Here is a 15,851-nt window from a genome sequence, read left to right as displayed (position 1 = left end):
TCCTGGGGGACACGGACATGGCAGAGAAACGGCGGAAGCTGCGCTCCAGCACGGTGGTGCTCGGCGGCATGGGCGTCCTGGCGGCGGCCCTGTCGGCGTGCGGTTCGGAACCGGACCGCCGCTGCGTGGACCGCGACAGCTACACCTACGACGGCTACAAGATCGTCTCGGACAAGAACTGCAAGTCCGCCACCCCCGGCAAGAAGCGCAGGTCCGGCTCGTCGGCCCGGGACGCCGCCTGGTACTACGACGCCGACGTCAGCCGCGGCCGCGCCGACCACGGCACCTTCGACCGTGACGAGGCCGTCGACCGGGGCGGCTTCGGCTGCTCGGGCTCCGGCAGCGGCGGCGGCTGACCGGCCGCCCGGACGCACCCGCCGGACCGAAGGCACACCATGGAACGCCGCACCACCGAACCCCGCCCCGGCTGGCAGCAGACCGTCGAGGAGCAGGGGCTGATCTACCCCCTGACCCGCTACCCCGACGGCTCCCTGCGCCCCTACTGGGACGAGAGCGCGTACTACGTCTTCTCGCTGCCCGAGGTGGAGGCGCTGGAGGAGGTCGTCGAGGAGCTGCACCGCATGTGCCTGGCGGCCGCCGGGCACATCGTCGCCGAGGACCGCTTCGCCGACCTCGGCATCACCGACCCGCGCCTGGCCGAGGCGGTCGCCGAGGCCTGGCACCGCCGCGCCGAACTCCCCACCCTCTACGGCCGGTTCGACCTGCGCTACGACGGCACCGGCCCGGCGAAACTGCTGGAGTACAACGCCGACACGCCCACGTCCCTCGTCGAGGCCGCGTCGCCGCAGTGGTTCTGGATGGAGGACCGCTTCCCCGGCGCCGACCAGTGGAACTCCCTCCACGAACGGCTGATCGACGCCTGGCGCAGGCAGGCGAAGCTCCTCCCGCCGGGCGGCCCGCTGTACTTCGCGCACTCCTCGGCCGACGAACTGGGCGAGGACCTCATGACGGTCGCCTACCTGAAGGAGACCGCCGAGCAGGCGGGCCTGGCCACCGACTGGATCTCCATGGAGGAGATCGGCTGGGACCGGCTCTCCGGCCGCTTCGTGGACACGGGACTGCGCTTCATCCGCAGCATCTTCAAGCTCTACCCCTGGGAGTGGCTCACCACCGACCGCTTCGCCGGCCACGTCCTGGACACCCTCGACAACGGCGGCGGCACCGGCACCACCCTGTGGATCGAGCCGGCCTGGAAGATGCTGCTCAGCAACAAGGCCCTGCTGGCGATCCTCTGGGAGCTCTACCCGGACCACCCCAACCTGCTCCCCGCCTACCTCGACGGCCCCCGCGAACTGGCCACGACCCACGGGTACGTCGCCAAGCCCCTGCTGGGCCGCGAGGGCGCCGGGGTGACGATCCACCCGCCGGGCACCGCCCCGGCCGTCCGCGACGAGCCCTGCTGCTACCAGCAGCTGGCCCCCCTGCCGTCCTTCGACGGCAACCACGTCGTGCTGGGCGCCTGGGTCGTGGCGGACGAGTCGGCCGGCCTCGGCATCCGCGAGTCCGCGGGCCTGGTCACCGACGAGTACGCGCGTTTCCTGCCGCACGTGATCCTCTGACGCCGGCCGCCCCCGGCAATCCGCGTGACCCCGCGCCCCCACAGCGATACGATACGTCTCGTCTCGCAGTCGACCGGAACGGGGCACCATGGAACACACCGTCGAAGCGGCACCCGGCATCCGGCTGTGGGCCGAGGAGCGCGGCGACCCCGGCGCGCCGCCCCTCCTGCTGGTCATGGGCGCCCAGGCGTCCGGCCTGGGCTGGCCCGACGCCCTGGTCGACCTGCTCGCCGCCCACCACCGCGTCATCCGCTACGACCACCGCGACACCGGCCGCTCCACCTGGGCCTTCGACGAGCGGCCCTACCCCCTCACCGCGCTCGCGGACGACGCCCTCGCCGTCCTCGACGCCCTCGGCGCCGCCCGCGCCCACGTGGTCGGCATGTCCCTGGGCGGCATGCTCGCCCAGCTCCTCCTCGCCGACCACCCCGCCCGGCTGCGCAGCGCCACCCTCTTCGGCACCGCCGCCCTCAGCGGCACCCCCTACCGCCGCCCGGACGGCACCCGGACCCCGCCGGAGGACCTCCCCGGCATCGACCCCCGCCTGCTGGAGCTGTGGTCCCGCCCCGTACCGGACCTGGACGCCGGGGCCGAGGCGGAGCGGCGGGTCGCGCACTGGCGGATCCTGGCCGGCGACCGGCTGCCCTTCGACGCCGCCCACCACCGCGCCGAGGAACGCCGGATCATCGCGCACACCGGGCACCCCCGCGTGAGCACCGCGCACGCCCGCGCGAGCACCTCGGGCATGGACCGCACCGAGCAGCTCGCCCGGACCGCCGTCCCCACCCTCGTGATCTGCGCCCCGGCGGACCCCGTCTTCCCGCCGCCGCACGCCGGCCACCTCGCCCAGGTGATCCGCGGCGCCCGCCTCACCACCGTCCCCGGCATGGGCCACGCGCTGCCGCCGCGGGTGCACGCACCGCTGGCCGCCGCGATCCTGGCGCACACCACCGCGCACTGACCTCCCCCGCGCCCCGGTCACATGGTGGACGCGGCGCCCCGCCCCCGCGGGGCGCCCGGTAGGCTGATCGCGGGCCGTGACTGGCGTGCTTGGGATGGGACCGACCATCGGGGAGCGGCCCCCGGGCATGACCCGGAACGAGTGCCGTGCGCCTGGGCCGTACCGTGAACGCTGAACGCAACGTCCGGAGGTCCCGATGTCAGCCGAGCCCCTCTCCACCGCTTCCACCGCCTACCGCGCCGCCCTCGACGTGATCCGCGCCGTCGAGCCGCGCGTCGCCGACGCCATCGGCCAGGAGGTCGCCGACCAGCGCGAGATGCTGAAGCTGATCGCCTCCGAGAACTACGCCTCCCCGGCCACCCTCCTGGCGATGGGCAACTGGTTCAGCGACAAGTACGCCGAGGGCACCGTCGGCCGCCGCTTCTACGCCGGCTGCCGCAACGTCGACACGGTGGAGTCCCTCGCGGCGGAGCACGCCCGCGAGCTGTTCGGCGCCCGCCACGCCTACGTCCAGCCGCACTCCGGCATCGACGCCAACCTCGTCGCCTTCTGGGCCGTCCTCGCCGACCGGGTCGAGGCCCCGTTCCTGCAGAAGACCGGCGTCCGCCAGATCAACGAGCTCACCGACGAGGACTGGGCCGAGCTGCGCCGCGCCTTCGGCAACCAGCGCATGCTCGGCATGTCCCTGGACGCCGGCGGCCACCTCACCCACGGCTTCCGCCCGAACATCTCCGGCAAGATGTTCGACCAGCGCTCCTACGGCACCGACCCGGCCACCGGCCTGATCGACTACGAGGCCCTGCGCGCCCAGGCCCGCGCGTTCAAGCCGCTGATCATCGTCGCCGGCTACTCCGCCTACCCCCGCCTGGTGAACTTCCGGATCATGCGCGAGATCGCCGACGAGGTCGGCGCCACGCTCATGGTCGACATGGCCCACTTCGCCGGCCTCGTCGCCGGCAAGGTCCTCACCGGCGACTTCGACCCGGTCCCGCACGCGCAGATCGTCACCACCACCACCCACAAGTCGCTGCGCGGCCCGCGCGGCGGCATGGTGCTGTGCGACGACTCCCTCAAGGACCAGGTCGACCGCGGCTGCCCGATGGTGCTCGGCGGCCCGCTCCCGCACGTCATGGCCGCCAAGGCCGTCGCCCTCGCCGAGGCCCGGCAGCCCTCCTTCCAGGACTACGCCCGGCGCATCGTCGACAACTCCCGCGCCCTCGCCGAGGGCCTGGCGCGCCGCGGCGCCACCCTCGTCACCGGCGGCACCGACAACCACCTCAACCTGATCGACGTCGCCTCCTCCTACGGCCTCACCGGCCGCCAGGCCGAGGCCGCCCTGCTGGAGTCGGGCATCGTCACCAACCGCAACGCCATCCCGGCCGACCCCAACGGCGCCTGGTACACCTCCGGCATCCGCGTCGGCACCCCCGCCCTGACCACCCGGGGCCTGGGCACCGCCGAGATGGACGAGATCGCGGCGCTCATCGACCGCGTCCTCACCAGCACCGAGCCGGGCACCACCAAGTCGGGCGCCCCCTCCAAGGCCGCCCACGTCCTGGACGAGAAGGTCGCGGACGAGATCTCCCGCAGGGCGACGGACCTGGTGGCGGGCTTCCCGCTGTACCCGGAGATCGACCTCGGCTGAGCCGCCCCGCACGCGGCAGGGGGAACCGCGCGACCGGCCACCGCGGTCCGTGGTTCCCCTCGAACCGAACCCCCCGAGCTCTCTGAGACAATACGAAGCATGGCCCTTGACCGACCCCGCGTGCTCTCCGGCATCCAGCCCACCGCCGGCTCGTTCCACCTCGGCAACTACCTCGGCGCCGTCCGCCAGTGGGTGGCCCTGCAGGAGTCGCACGACGCGTTCTACATGGTCGTCGACCTGCACGCGATCACGGTTCCCCAGGACCCGAAGGACCTGCGCGCCAACACCCGTCTGGCCGTCGCCCAGCTGCTGGCCGCCGGGCTCGACCCCGAGCGCTGCACGCTCTTCGTCCAGAGCCACGTCCCCGAGCACGCCCAGCTCGCCTGGATCATGAACTGCCTCACCGGCTTCGGCGAGGCGAGCCGCATGACCCAGTTCAAGGACAAGTCCGCCAAGCAGGGCGCCGACCGCGCCTCCGTCGGCCTCTTCACGTACCCGGTCCTCCAGGTCGCGGACATCCTCCTGTACCAGGCGAACGAGGTGCCGGTCGGCGAGGACCAGCGCCAGCACATCGAGCTCACCCGGGACCTCGCCGAGCGCTTCAACGGCCGCTTCGGCGAGACCTTCACCGTCCCCGAGCCGTACATCCTCAAGGAGACGGCGAAGATCTACGACCTCCAGGACCCCACGATCAAGATGAGCAAGTCGGCGTCCACGCCGAAGGGCCTCATCAACCTCCTGGACGAGCCGAAGACCACCGCCAAGAAGGTCAAGAGCGCGGTCACCGACACCGACACGGTCATCCGCTACGACGTCGTGAACAAGCCCGGCGTGAGCAACCTCCTCACCATCTACGCGACCCTCACCGGCACGGGTGTCGCCGAACTGGAGGAGAAGTACGCCGGCAAGGGCTACGGTGCGCTCAAGACGGACCTCGCCGAGGTCATGGTCGAGTTCGTGACGCCGTTCAAGGAGCGCACCCAGAGCTATCTGGACGACCCCGAGACGCTCGACTCGATCCTGGCCAAGGGCGCGGAGAAGGCGCGCGCCGTCGCCGCGGAGACCCTCTCCCAGGCGTACGACAGGGTGGGTTTCCTGCCCGCCAAGCACTGAGACCGCCCCGGGCGGGGCGCCGCACCACCGCACAGCGCCGTACATCACTCCGTCTGCGCCTGCCCCCGGCACCGCCGTGGCCGTACAGTCGATAGCCGGGTGACGTTCCGGCGGCCCCGCCCGCTCATCCGTACGGCGAACTTCACAGGACGAGCTGCACCGACGAGACGACAGGAGACGACGTGGGGACCGTAACGATCGGCGTGTCGATCGCGGTTCCGGAGCCTCACGGCAGCCAGCTCCAGCAGCTGCGCGCGGGCTTCGGCGACGCCGCGGCTCACGGTATCCCCACGCACGTCACCCTGCTGCCGCCGACGGAGATCGACGGCGCCGACCTGCCGGCCGTCGAGGCGCACCTGACGGAGGTCGCCGCGGCCGGCCGGCCGTTCCCGATGCGGCTGTCCGGCACGGGCACCTTCCGCCCCCTGTCGCCCGTGGTCTACGTCCGGATCGTCGAGGGCGCCGAGGCGTGCACCTGGCTGCAGAAGCAGGTCCGCGACGCCTCCGGCCCCGTCGCCCGGGACCTGCAGTTCCCGTACCACCCGCACGTCACCGTGGCCCACGGCATCGACGAGGCCGCCATGGACCGGGCGTACGAGGAGCTCGCCGACTACGAGGCCGCCTGGCCCTGCACCGGCTTCGCCCTCTACGAGCAGGGCCCCGACGGCGTCTGGCGCAAGCTCCGCGAGTTCCCCTTCGGCTCGGCCGTGGTCCCGCCCCAGGCGTCGTCCTCCAGGGACCGGGGTTCGCTGCCGGCGCGGTAGGACGGGCCGCCCTCAGACCGGCAGCCGCCGGAACACCCCCCGCGGCAGGTGCCGCAGGACCGCCATCACCACGCGCAGCGCGCCCGGCACCCACACCGTCTCCGAGCGCCGCCGCAGGCCGAGTTCGACCGCCGACGCGACCGCCTCCGGGGTCGTGGCGAGCGGGGCCTCCTCCAGTCCGGCGGTCATCCGGGAGCGGACGAAGCCGGGGCGCACGACCATGACGTGCACGCCCGTGCCGTGCAGCGCGTCACCGAGGCCCTGCGCGAAGGCGTCCAGGCCGGCCTTGCTGGAGCCGTAGATGAAGTTGGCGCGGCGGGCCCGTTCGCCCGCCACGGAGGACAGCACGACCAGCGAGCCGTGGCCCTGGGACTGCAGCGCGCGGGCGCACACCAGGCCGGCCGAGACCGCGCCGGTGTAGTTGGTCTGCGCGACCCGCACGGCGGCCTCCGGCTCCCGCTCGTCGCGGGCCTGGTCGCCGAGGAGGCCGAAGGCGAGCAGCACCATGTCGACGTCGCCCTCGGCGAAGACCTTGCCGAGCACGGTCTCGTGGGAGGCCGGGTCCAGCGCGTCGAAGGCGACGGTGTGCACGTCGGCCCCGAGGCGGCGCAGCTGCTCCGCGGACTCCTCCAGGGCGGGCGAGGGGCGGCCCGCCAGCCAGACCGTACGGGTCCGACGGGCGATCAGACGGCGTGCGGTGGCCAGCCCGATCCCGGACGTGCCGCCGAGGACGAGCAGGGACTGGGGGAGGCCGAAGGCGTCCTTCACGACAGCTCCTAGAGGTTGCCTAGAGATTGAGGCGGCGGGCCAGGTCGGACACGAACACCCCGCGCGGGTCCAGCTCCGCCCGCAGCGCGCGGAAGTCGTCCAGCCGCGGGTACATGGCGGCCAGCAGCTCCGGCCGCAGCCGGGAGTCCTTGGCGAGGTACACGCGCCCGCCGGCCGCGGCGACCTCCTCGTCGAGCTCGTCGAGGAAGGCGCCGAGGCCCGGCAGGTTCGCCGGGACGTCCAGGGCCAGCGTCCAGCCGGGCACGGGGAAGGACAGCCAGCCCGGATCGGCCTCCCCGAAGCGCTTGAGGACCGCCAGGAACGACGGGCAGCGGTGCTCGGAGATGCGCCGCACGATCCGCCGCAGGGCGTCCTCCCGGCCGTGCCCGACGACGAACTGGTACTGCACGAAGCCGCCGCGGCCGTAGATCCGGTTCCAGTGCGGCACGCCGTCCAGCGGGTGGAAGAACGTGGAGATCCGCTGGAGTTCGCCGGCCCGCGCACGCGGCGCCCTGCGGTACCACAGCTCGTTGAACAGGCCCACCGTGGTGCGGGTGAGCAGGCCCTCCGGGACGAAGGCGGGGGCGGCCGGGAAGCGGGAGGTGCGGAAGGCCAGCGGGTCGCGCCGCGCGCGCCGCGGCAGCGCCCGGAGCGGCGCGTGGTCGCCGCGGGTGAGGACCGCGCGGCCGGTCGCGGCGCCGCGCGCCAGCAGGTCGATCCAGGCGACCGAGTAGCGGTAGCGGTGGTCGGTGGCGGTCAGGCGCGCCATCAGGTCGTCCAGGTCCGTGGCGCGCTCGGTGTCGACCGTCATCAGGGAGGTCTCGACGGGCTGGAGACGGACCGTCGCGGTCAGGATCACCCCGGTCAGGCCCATGCCGCCCGCGGTGGCGTCGAACAGCGCCGTGCCGGGGCGCACGCTGCGGATCGCGCCGTCGGCGGTCAGCAGCTCCAGCGACAGCACGTGCCGGGAGAACGAGCCCGACACGTGGTGGTTCTTGCCGTGGATGTCGGCGCCGATCGCCCCGCCGACGGTGACGTACCGGGTGCCGGGCGTCACCGGCACGAACCAGCCGAGCGGCAGCAGGACCTGCATCAGCCGGTGCAGGGAGACGCCCGCGTCGCACAGCACCGTGCCGCCCTCGACGTCGATCGCGTGGATCCGGTCCAGGGCGGTCATGTCCAGCACGGCCCCGCCGGCGTTCTGCGCCGCGTCCCCGTACGCCCGTCCCAGGCCTCTCGGGATGCCGCCGCGGGTCCCGCAGTCCCGCAGGGCGGCCACGGCCTCCTCGTACGACCGGGGGCGGATCAGGCGGGCCGCGGTGGGGGCGGTGCGGCCCCAGCCCGTGACGGAGACGGTGTCGGCAGACATGTCGGTGACCGTAGCGTCCGCATGTGAGCGATCGGTCAGGGAACATGGCTACTCTCCCCGAAATGGGTGATTAATGGGATGTCGCCCAATATTGCCGGAGTTCCGGGCGGGCCGGCGTGAACAGTGGGTCCCCATGGACGACTTGGACCGCATGGACGACCTGGACCGCCTGTACGGCCCCGACCTGGACCACCGCATCGTGACGGTGCTCCGCGGCCTCGGCGGCGACCCGCGGATCGCCGCCGCCGCGCGCGCCCTGTCGTGGGCCGGCGAACACGGGGCACTGTGGCTCGCGGCCGGTCTCGCCGGAGCCGCCGCGGACGGCGCGCGGCGCGGCGCCTGGCTGCGCGGCACCGCGCTCACGGCGGGCGCGCACCTGGCCAGCATGGGCGTGAAGCGGATCGTGCGCCGCCCGCGTCCCGCCCACGTCGAGCCCCTGGTGCGCACCGCCGGACGGCACTCCTTCCCGAGCTCCCACGCGACCTCCGCCGCGGCCGCCGCGGTCGCCTTCGGCACCCTCGGCGCGTACGCCGTGCCGCCGCTGGCCGCCGCGGTGTGCCTGTCCCGGCTGGTGGCCGGCGTCCACTACCCCTCGGACGTGGCGGCGGGCGCGGCCCTCGGCGCGCTCACCGCGCGCGTCGGCGCGCGCTGGATGCGCGGCGGAGCGCCCCACCGGACGGCGGGGGGCGGCGCATGACCGGGACCGCGCCGATGACCGGCACCACGCGCACCCCGGCCCTCCTGGAGCAGCGCGGCCCCGGCCGCCCGGCCGCCCCGCCCCGCCGGGGCTCCCTCCTGGGCGGCCTGCTGCGCACCGCGCGCCCCCGGCAGTGGGTCAAGAACGTCCTGGTGATCGCCGCCCCGGCGGCCGCCGGGGAGCTGTTCACCCGCCACGCCCTCGCCCGGCTCCCGCTCGTCTTCCTCCTGTTCACGGCCTGCGCGGCCGCCGTCTACCTCGTCAACGACGCCCGCGACGCCGACGCCGACCGCGCCCACCCCGTCAAGCGGCGCCGGCCCGTCGCCGCCGGACAGGTCCCGGTGCCCGTGGCGTACGCCGCCGGGGCCGCCCTCGGCGTGCTCGCGCCCGCCGCCGCGGCCTGGCTGTGCTCCCCGGCCGTCGCCGTGCTGCTGACCGCCTACCTCGCCATGCAACTGGCGTACTGCGTCAGCCTCAAGCACGTCCTCGTCGTCGACCTCGTCGTCGTCACGACCGGCTTCCTGATGCGGGCGATGGTCGGCGGGCTCGCCCTGGGCATCCCGCTGTCGCGCTGGTTCCTGATCACCACCGGGTTCGGCGCGCTGTTCATGGTGTCGGCCAAGCGCTACTCCGAAGCCGTGCAGATGGCCGGGAAGGGCGGTGCCACGCGCGCGTTGCTCACCGAGTACACCACCGGCTACCTGCGCTTCGTCTGGCAGCTCGCGGCCGGGGTGGCCGTCCTCGGCTACTGCCTGTGGGCCCTGGAGGAGGGCGGCGTGCCGCACACCAGCGTGCTGCCCTGGCGGCAGCTGTCCATGGTGGCGTTCATCGTCGCGATCCTCAGGTACGCCGTCTTCGCCGACCGCGGCACGGCCGGCGAACCCGAGGACGTCGTCCTGCGCGACCGCGCGCTCGCCCTCATCGGCCTGGTGTGGCTCGGCATGTACGGCCTGGCGGTGGTGAACTGGTGAGCACGCGCGCGCGGGCGGAGCGGCAGCGGGCCGGGGGCACGCCCGCACGGGCGGACCGCCGCGAAGTGCTCGGCTTCGCCTCCGCCGGCCTGCTCGCCTACGCCGTCGACCTGGCCCTCTTCACCGCCCTGCGCGGCCCCGCCGGCCTCGGCCCGCTCACCGCCAAGGCCCTCTCCTTCGTGGCGGCCTGCACGGTGGCGTACGCCGGCAACGCGCTCGGCACCTACCGGCACACCCGGCCCCGCGGCCTGCGCCCGTACGCCGTCTTCTTCCTGGTGAACGCCGCCGGCGCCGCCGTCCAGCTGCTCTGCCTGGCCGTCAGCCACTACGGACTGGACCTGACCTCGCAGCGCGCGGACACCGTCTCCGGCGCGGTCGTCGGCATGGTCCTGGCCACCGTCCTGCGTTTCTGGGGTACCCGCACATGGGTGTTCCGCCAGGAGGGCAGAGTCGGATCATGGACTGGCTGAAAAGGCTCCCCGTCGTCGGGCCGTGGGCGGCGCGGCTGATGATCACGCACGCGTGGCGGTCGTACGAGCGGCTGGACCGCGTGAAGTGGACGCGCCTGGCCGCCGCGATGACCTTCACCAGCTTCGTCGCGCTCTTCCCGCTGCTGACGGTGTCCGCCGCGATCGCCGCCGCCACGCTCAGCACCGACCAGCAGAACACCCTGGAGGACAAGCTCGCCGAGCAGGTCCCCGGCATCTCCGACCAGCTGGACGTCGACAGCCTGGTGCAGAACGCCGGCACCGTCGGCCTCATCGCGGGCGCCCTGCTGCTGTTCACCGGCATCGGCTGGGCCGGGTCGATGCGCGAGTGCCTGCGCGCGGTGTGGGAGCTTCCCGACGAGGAGGAGAACCCGGTGCTGCGCAAGGGCAAGGACGCGGGCATCCTGGTCGGGCTCGGCGGCGCGCTCCTCGTCACCATCGCCGCCTCCACCGTGGCCTCCGCGATGGTCGGCTGGATCATCCGGCGCCTCGGCGTCGAGGAGGGCGGTTGGGGCGGCGTCCTGCTCCACGCCGCCGCCCTGGCGATCGCCGTCCTCGCCGACTTCCTGCTCCTGCTCTACGTCCTGACCCTGCTGCCCGGCGTCGAACCGACGCGCCACCGCCTGGTCGTGGCCGCGCTGACCGGCGCGGCCGGCTTCGAACTGCTCAAGCTGCTGCTCAGCGGCTACCTCCAGGGCGTCGCCGCGAAGAGCATGTACGGCGCGTTCGGCGTGCCCGTCGCATTGCTGCTGTGGATCAACTTCACGTCGAAACTGGTGCTGTTCTGCGCCGCCTGGACGGCGACGCGGAGCAAGGAGGTGGAACTCGCGGACGTCACGGACGCGTCCGGCGCCGCACCAGGTCCGGCAGCGGCCAGCGCCGGTTGACCAGGAACGCGCCGCCCGCGAGCAGCACCAGCGCCCCGCCGGTGACCGCCAGCGCCACCCCCATGCCGGTGGAGCCGTCCCGGGCCGGGGCGCTCGCCACCGGCTGCGCGCCCGTCACCGCCGGGCCGTCCCCGGCGCCGCCCGCCTCACCGGAGCCGTCGCCGTCCGGCTCGGCACCGGCCTGCGCGGCGCCCCTCGGCGGCACCAGCTCGCCCACCGGCTGCACCTTGCCGGCCGCCTTGAAGCCCCAGTCGAACAGGCGGGCGGTCTCCTTGTAGACCTCGTTGTGCCCGTCCTTCTCCGGGTTCATCACGGTGACGAGCAGCACCCTGCCGTCCCGCTCGGCGACGCCGGTGAAGGTGGCGCCCGCGTTGGTGGTGTTGCCGTTCTTCACGCCCGCGATGCCCTGGTACTGGGACATGTCGTAGTCGCCGGTCAGCAGCCGGTTGGTGTTCTGGATCTCGAAGGTCCCGCGGACCGTCTTGCCCTTCTTGTTCTTCTTCGTCTCGCCCGGGAACTTGGCGGAGACGGTCGCGCAGTACTCCCGGAAGTCCTTCTTCTGCAGCCCGGACCGGGCGATCAGCGTCAGGTCGTACGCGGAGGAGACCTGCCCCTCGGCGTCGTAGCCGTCGGGGCTGACGACGTGCGTGTCGAGGGCCTGGAGCTCCTCGGCGTGCGCGTTCATCTCCTCGACCGTGGGCTCGACGCCGCCGTTCATCGCGGACAGCACGTGCACGGCGTCGTTGCCGGAGCGCAGGAAGACACCGAGCCACAGGTCGTGGACGGTGTACTCCTCGTCCTCCTTTATCCCGACCAGGCTGGAACCGGAGCCGATGCCCGCCAGGTCGGAGGGGACGACCTTGTGCTTCGTCGTCCGGGGGAACTTCGGCAGCAGGGTGTCCGCGAAGAGCATCTTCAGCGTGCTGGCCGGGGCCAGCCGCCAGTGCGCGTTGTGCGCGGCGAGCACCTCGCCCGACTCGGCGTCGGCGACGATCCAGGACCGCGCCGTCACGTCCTTGGGCAGCACCGGCACGCCGCCGGCGAGGTTGACCTGCGTCCCGGGCCGGCCGAGCCGGGTGCCGCCCACGCTCGACATCGTCGCCGGGGGAGTGGCCGACGGGCTCCCGGACGGGCTCGCCGAAGGGCTCCCGGACGGGCTTCCCGACGGGCTCGCGGAGGGGCTGCCCGACGGGCCCGGGGCCGCGAGGGCGGCGGGCGCGGTCAGCGCGGCGGACAGCAGGACGGCGGAGGCGACCAGCAGGGATCGCCTGACGGTCTTCTGGGGTGCGGGCACGACCGAGAAAGTACCTGGCGTGTGCGGGGAAGTCCCGCCCCCGGTCCCACCCCGGGCACGGAACCGGACACCCGGCGGCGATACTGAGGTCATGAAGCTCAGCCGCCCCGTCTCCTGGTTCCTGCTCGCCTTCGGGGTGTGGAGCTGGGTCATCTGGATCACTTTCGTCAACAACCTGGTCAAGGACAGCAGCGGGCTCGCGTTCGACGACGGGGAGCCGACGGCGTACTTCTGGGTGCATCTGCTGCTCGCCGTCGTTTCCTTCGTATGGGGGACGGCCATCGGGGTCCTCGGGTTGCGCGGTCTGCGCGCACTGCGCCGGACGTCATAGCGGCCCCGCGCCCGGGACCGCGTCGTACGTCACAGCGGGCGGCGCGCGGTCCCGGAACCGGGCGGGCGTCCCGGACGTTCAGTCGGCACACAGCAACCGGAAGGAACCCCTGGGCGTGGCCATCGTCTTCGTGCTCGTCGCACTGCTGGTCCTGGCCGTCCTCGTGACGGCCAACTGGTACGTGTGGCGCCGCCTGTTCCGCGACACCACCCGCGGACCGGGCCCGGTGCGCCGCGCGGGCGCGGTGCTGGTCGCCGGGGGCTGGGCGCTGACGGTCGCCGCCCTCGTCGCCGAGCGGGGCGGCGCGCCCTTCCGGCTCCAGCAGGTGCTGGCCTGGCCGGGCTTCCTGTGGATGGCCCTGTCGCTGTACCTGCTCCTCGCCGTGCTCGCGGGCGAGGCCGTACGACCGCTGCTGCGCCGCTTCCTCGAACGGCGGGCGCGCGGGAGGGCCGTGGAGGCGGGGGAGCGGGAGCCGGAGCGGACGGCGGACCACGCGACGGTCGCGGCGGGAGCGCCGGGCCGGCCGGGCACGACGGGCGCGTCGGAGGCAGCGGGTATACCGGGCGCGTCGGGCACCTCGGCGGAGGAGGCCCGGCGGCCCGTCGCGGCCCGCGCCGCCCGGGACACCTCCGCACCGGCGACGGGCACCCCGGCACCCGGCACCACCGTCCCCGACGGTCCGTCCGGTCCCGACGGCCCGTCCGCCCCCGTGGATCCGGCCGGTCCCTCCCGCCGCCTCTTCGTCTCCCGGGTCGTGGCCGGCGCCGCCGCCGCGGCCGCCGTCGGGACCGTCGGCTACGGCACCCACGGCGTGCTGAGCGGCCCGAAGGTGAAGCGGGTGACGGTCCCGCTGGCCAAGCTGCCGCGCGGGGCGCACGGATTCCGCATCGCGGTGGTCAGCGACATTCACCTCGGCCCGGTCCTGGGCCGGGGCTTCGCGCAGCGGGTCGTCGACACGATCAACGCGACCCAGCCCGACCTCATCGCGGTCGTCGGCGACCTGGTGGACGGCAGCGTGAAGGACCTGGGTCCGGCGGCGGCCCCGCTGGCCCGGCTGACGGCCCGCCACGGCGCCTACTTCGTCACCGGCAACCACGAGTACTTCTCCGGCGCCGAGCAGTGGGTCGAGGAGGTGCGCCGGCTGGGCCTGCGCCCCCTGGAGAACGCCCGCACGGAGCTGCCGTACTTCGACCTGGCCGGGGTCAACGACGTGGCCGGCGAGGAGGAGGGCCAGGGCCCCGACTACGTCCGCGCCCTCGGCGACCGCGACCCGGCACGCGCGTGCGTGCTCCTCGCCCACCAGCCGGTCCAGATCCACGAGGCCGTCGAGCACGGCGTCGACCTCCAGCTGTCCGGCCACACCCACGGCGGCCAGCTCTTCCCCGGCAACCTCATCGCCTCCGCCGCGAACCCGACCCTCGCGGGTCTGGAGCGCTACGGCGACACCCAGCTGTACGTGAGCCGGGGCGCGGGCGCCTGGGGCCCGCCCACGCGCGTCGGAGCGCCCTCCGACATCACGGTCGTGGAGCTGGCGTCCCGTCAGGCCTGACCCGGCACCGGCTTCCCGCCGGGACCGGGCGGCGCCTTGGTCATCCCCGGCAGGAAGTCCGTGAACAGCTCGTGCACCTCGCGCACGAGGGGCCGCAGCACCCGGAACCGGGACAGCGCCAGGCCCCGCGCGGTGAGCCGGGCACCCCGCTCGGCGAGCCGGTAGCTCCGCTCGCGCCCCTCGGTCCGGTCGAAGATCCAGTACAGGACGAGCCCCATCTGGGACAGCCACATCAGCTCGGGAAGGACGTCCCGCAGGTCGTCGGGCACCTTGGTCCGCGCGCCGGCCAGCACCTGCCGGTGGACGCCGACGGCCTCCGCGCGCGCGTGCTCCGACTCCTCGGAGAACGGGCTGAGCGGGCTGTCCGGGTCGGCGGCGTTCTTGAAGAACTGCACCGCGAACTCGTGGTACGGCGTGGCGATGTCCAGCCACGCCTTCAGCACGCCCGCCAGCCGCGCCTCCAGGTCGCTCTCCCGGGCCAGGACCTCCCGGACCGCCACCTGGTGCTCCGCGGCGATCCGGTCGTAGAAGCCCTGGATCAGGTGCTCCTTGCCCTCGAAGTAGTAGTAGGCGTTGCCGACGGAGACCCCGGCCTCCTGGGCGATCGCCCGCATGGTCGTCCTGTCGTAGCCGCGCTCCCGGAACAGCCGCATGGCCGTCTCCAGGATCCGGGCGCGGGTCTGCTCGGACTTGGAGGTCGCGGGGCCCTCGTGCGGGGTGTCGTGGGTGGCGGGCACACGAAAGAGCCTAGCCAGTGCCGCAGCCGCAGCCGCGGCCGCGGCCGTCCCGGCCGGCACCCGGGCCCGTCCGGGCGCCGGTCACGGCCGCCGGCCGAGCTCCGGGCGCTTGGAGTAGTCCGTGAAGCCGATGACGTTGCCCCAGGGGTCGGCGATCTCGACGAGCCAGCCGGTGGCGACGGCGGACGGTTCGTCGAGGAGGGTGACGCCCGCCTCGTGCAGGGCCCGCGCCGCCGCCCGGGCGTCCGGGACCTCCAGCCACACCCGCGGGGAGGTCCACGGCGGCGGCCGGTGCCCCAGCGTCTCCTCCTGGCGCAGCAGGATCCCGGGCGTCTCGGCCCCGGCCTTCAGCAGCGCGATCCCGGCCTCGTCGAGCCGGAAACCCAGCGGGAACCCGGCCCGCTCGTAGAAGGCCACGGCCTCGCCGAGGTCCCCGACGGGCAGCAGCACGTTGTCGAACCCGAGCAGTTCGTACGACTCGTCATCTGACATACCGTCAATGTAGGGCGGCCACCGGCTGGAACCCGTGATTGTCAGTGGTGCCGCGTACGGTCGGCGGCATGGCAGGGACGAGGGCCGTCCGCGGGACGGCGAGGGGGGACCGGGGCGCCGCGCGGGCACCGGAGGCGCTGTGGGGGTTCGCGCGGCGGAGCGCGGTGGGGTCCGGCACGGAGGCCGCCCTCCGCGAGCCCGTCCC

The 15,851-nt window shown here is 73.9% G+C and carries 17 protein-coding genes and 1 riboswitch; of the genes, 12 read left to right on the top strand and 5 right to left on the bottom strand.

What is annotated here, in order from left to right; all coding sequences use genetic code 11:
- Positions 1-17: 17 nt before the first annotated feature.
- The 6 genes from ACIF8T_RS17835 (at position 18) to ACIF8T_RS17810 (ending at position 6,063) form a co-directional block, all read left to right on the top strand.
- Positions 18-356, top strand: a complete 339-nt coding sequence (locus ACIF8T_RS17835; RefSeq protein ID WP_400036013.1) for a hypothetical protein — start codon at positions 18-20, stop codon at positions 354-356.
- A 39-nt stretch (positions 357-395) separates the two neighbouring features.
- Entirely contained in the window at positions 396-1,580 is a 1,185-nt protein-coding gene (locus ACIF8T_RS17830) for a glutathionylspermidine synthase family protein (RefSeq protein WP_400036011.1), read from the top strand.
- An 88-nt stretch (positions 1,581-1,668) separates the two neighbouring features.
- Positions 1,669-2,541, top strand: coding sequence for an alpha/beta fold hydrolase (locus ACIF8T_RS17825; protein ID WP_400036009.1), 873 nt, complete (start codon positions 1,669-1,671; stop codon positions 2,539-2,541).
- Positions 2,542-2,607: 66 nt separating this feature from the next.
- Positions 2,608-2,706: riboswitch (ZMP/ZTP riboswitch) on the top strand.
- Between the two features lie 31 nt (positions 2,707-2,737).
- The gene (locus ACIF8T_RS17820; RefSeq protein ID WP_400036007.1) at positions 2,738-4,186 is read left to right on the top strand and encodes a glycine hydroxymethyltransferase; all 1,449 of its coding nucleotides are present in this window, start codon (positions 2,738-2,740) and stop codon (positions 4,184-4,186) included.
- 99 nt (positions 4,187-4,285) lie between these two features.
- Positions 4,286-5,299, top strand: a complete 1,014-nt coding sequence (gene trpS / locus ACIF8T_RS17815) for a tryptophan--tRNA ligase (protein WP_400036005.1) — start codon at positions 4,286-4,288, stop codon at positions 5,297-5,299.
- 182 nt (positions 5,300-5,481) lie between these two features.
- Entirely contained in the window at positions 5,482-6,063 is a 582-nt protein-coding gene (locus ACIF8T_RS17810) for a 2'-5' RNA ligase family protein (protein WP_400036003.1), read from the top strand.
- Positions 6,064-6,075: 12 nt separating this feature from the next.
- Here the strand turns inward: ACIF8T_RS17810 and ACIF8T_RS17805 are convergent, their stop codons facing one another.
- Both ACIF8T_RS17805 and ACIF8T_RS17800 read right to left on the bottom strand, forming a co-directional pair.
- Positions 6,076-6,831 (bottom strand): decaprenylphospho-beta-D-erythro-pentofuranosid-2-ulose 2-reductase, encoded by a 756-nt coding sequence (locus ACIF8T_RS17805; RefSeq protein ID WP_400036001.1) that lies wholly within the window; start codon positions 6,829-6,831, stop codon positions 6,076-6,078.
- A 19-nt stretch (positions 6,832-6,850) separates the two neighbouring features.
- Positions 6,851-8,200, bottom strand: a complete 1,350-nt coding sequence (locus ACIF8T_RS17800; protein WP_400035999.1) for an FAD-binding protein — start codon at positions 8,198-8,200, stop codon at positions 6,851-6,853.
- A gap of 151 nt (positions 8,201-8,351) precedes the next feature.
- Here ACIF8T_RS17800 and ACIF8T_RS17795 point away from each other — a divergent pair, with 151 nt between their 5' ends.
- From ACIF8T_RS17795 to ACIF8T_RS17780, 4 genes are read left to right on the top strand one after another with little or no spacing between them, the layout of a single operon-like run.
- Entirely contained in the window at positions 8,352-8,897 is a 546-nt protein-coding gene (locus ACIF8T_RS17795) for a phosphatase PAP2 family protein (RefSeq protein WP_400036414.1), read from the top strand.
- Between the two features lie 14 nt (positions 8,898-8,911).
- Entirely contained in the window at positions 8,912-9,868 is a 957-nt protein-coding gene (locus ACIF8T_RS17790; protein ID WP_400036412.1) for a decaprenyl-phosphate phosphoribosyltransferase, read from the top strand.
- Positions 9,865-10,338: a GtrA family protein gene (locus ACIF8T_RS17785; RefSeq protein ID WP_400035997.1), complete on the top strand. Its 474-nt coding sequence runs from the start codon at positions 9,865-9,867 to the stop codon at positions 10,336-10,338. The genes ACIF8T_RS17790 and ACIF8T_RS17785 overlap by 4 nt, the downstream gene beginning before the upstream one ends.
- Positions 10,326-11,243 (top strand): YihY/virulence factor BrkB family protein, encoded by a 918-nt coding sequence (locus ACIF8T_RS17780; RefSeq protein ID WP_400035995.1) that lies wholly within the window; start codon positions 10,326-10,328, stop codon positions 11,241-11,243. Before ACIF8T_RS17785 ends, ACIF8T_RS17780 begins: the two co-directional genes overlap by 13 nt.
- Here ACIF8T_RS17780 and ACIF8T_RS17775 read toward each other — a convergent pair.
- Positions 11,191-12,537, bottom strand: coding sequence for a D-alanyl-D-alanine carboxypeptidase family protein (locus ACIF8T_RS17775; protein ID WP_400035993.1), 1,347 nt, complete (start codon positions 12,535-12,537; stop codon positions 11,191-11,193). The two genes, ACIF8T_RS17780 and ACIF8T_RS17775, sit on opposite strands and share 53 nt — an antisense overlap.
- 91 nt (positions 12,538-12,628) lie before the next feature.
- On the opposite strand from ACIF8T_RS17775, the gene ACIF8T_RS17770 reads away from it, so the two are divergent.
- Positions 12,629-12,868 carry an SCO4848 family membrane protein gene (locus ACIF8T_RS17770; RefSeq protein ID WP_400035991.1) on the top strand — a complete coding sequence of 80 codons (240 nt, stop codon included), beginning with the start codon at positions 12,629-12,631 and terminating at the stop codon, positions 12,866-12,868.
- Between the two features lie 115 nt (positions 12,869-12,983).
- Positions 12,984-14,417: a metallophosphoesterase gene (locus tag ACIF8T_RS17765; protein ID WP_400035989.1), complete on the top strand. Its 1,434-nt coding sequence runs from the start codon at positions 12,984-12,986 to the stop codon at positions 14,415-14,417.
- Here the strand turns inward: ACIF8T_RS17765 and ACIF8T_RS17760 are convergent.
- Both ACIF8T_RS17760 and ACIF8T_RS17755 read right to left on the bottom strand, forming a co-directional pair.
- Entirely contained in the window at positions 14,408-15,154 is a 747-nt protein-coding gene (locus tag ACIF8T_RS17760) for a TetR family transcriptional regulator (protein WP_400035987.1), read from the bottom strand. The two genes, ACIF8T_RS17765 and ACIF8T_RS17760, sit on opposite strands and share 10 nt — an antisense overlap.
- An 81-nt stretch (positions 15,155-15,235) precedes the next feature.
- Positions 15,236-15,646, bottom strand: a complete 411-nt coding sequence (locus tag ACIF8T_RS17755; protein ID WP_400035986.1) for a VOC family protein — start codon at positions 15,644-15,646, stop codon at positions 15,236-15,238.
- Between the last annotated feature and the right edge of the window lie 205 nt (positions 15,647-15,851).

This window comes from Streptomyces sp. NPDC085946, from assembly GCF_044540485.1.
Lineage (GTDB): Bacteria > Actinomycetota > Actinomycetes > Streptomycetales > Streptomycetaceae > Streptomyces.
The sequence above is the reverse complement of the archived record's forward strand: the minus strand, read 5'-3'. Positions and strand labels throughout refer to the sequence as shown.

Excerpts from the sequence above, each read along its gene's own strand:
- ACIF8T_RS17835 (WP_400036013.1), top strand. The coding sequence starts at position 18 with ATGGCAGAGAAACGGCGGAAGCTGCGCTCCAGCACGGTGGTGCTCGGC.
- ACIF8T_RS17830 (WP_400036011.1), top strand. The coding sequence starts at position 396 with ATGGAACGCCGCACCACCGAACCCCGCCCCGGCTGGCAGCAGACCGTC.
- ACIF8T_RS17825 (WP_400036009.1), top strand. The coding sequence starts at position 1,669 with ATGGAACACACCGTCGAAGCGGCACCCGGCATCCGGCTGTGGGCCGAG.
- ACIF8T_RS17820 (WP_400036007.1), top strand. The coding sequence starts at position 2,738 with ATGTCAGCCGAGCCCCTCTCCACCGCTTCCACCGCCTACCGCGCCGCC.
- trpS (WP_400036005.1), top strand. The coding sequence starts at position 4,286 with ATGGCCCTTGACCGACCCCGCGTGCTCTCCGGCATCCAGCCCACCGCC.
- ACIF8T_RS17800 (WP_400035999.1), bottom strand. The coding sequence starts at position 8,200 with ATGTCTGCCGACACCGTCTCCGTCACGGGCTGGGGCCGCACCGCCCCC.
- ACIF8T_RS17795 (WP_400036414.1), top strand. The coding sequence starts at position 8,352 with ATGGACGACCTGGACCGCCTGTACGGCCCCGACCTGGACCACCGCATC.
- ACIF8T_RS17790 (WP_400036412.1), top strand. The coding sequence starts at position 8,912 with ATGACCGGCACCACGCGCACCCCGGCCCTCCTGGAGCAGCGCGGCCCC.
- ACIF8T_RS17780 (WP_400035995.1), top strand. The coding sequence starts at position 10,326 with ATGGACTGGCTGAAAAGGCTCCCCGTCGTCGGGCCGTGGGCGGCGCGG.
- ACIF8T_RS17770 (WP_400035991.1), top strand. The coding sequence starts at position 12,629 with ATGAAGCTCAGCCGCCCCGTCTCCTGGTTCCTGCTCGCCTTCGGGGTG.
- ACIF8T_RS17755 (WP_400035986.1), bottom strand. The coding sequence starts at position 15,646 with ATGTCAGATGACGAGTCGTACGAACTGCTCGGGTTCGACAACGTGCTG.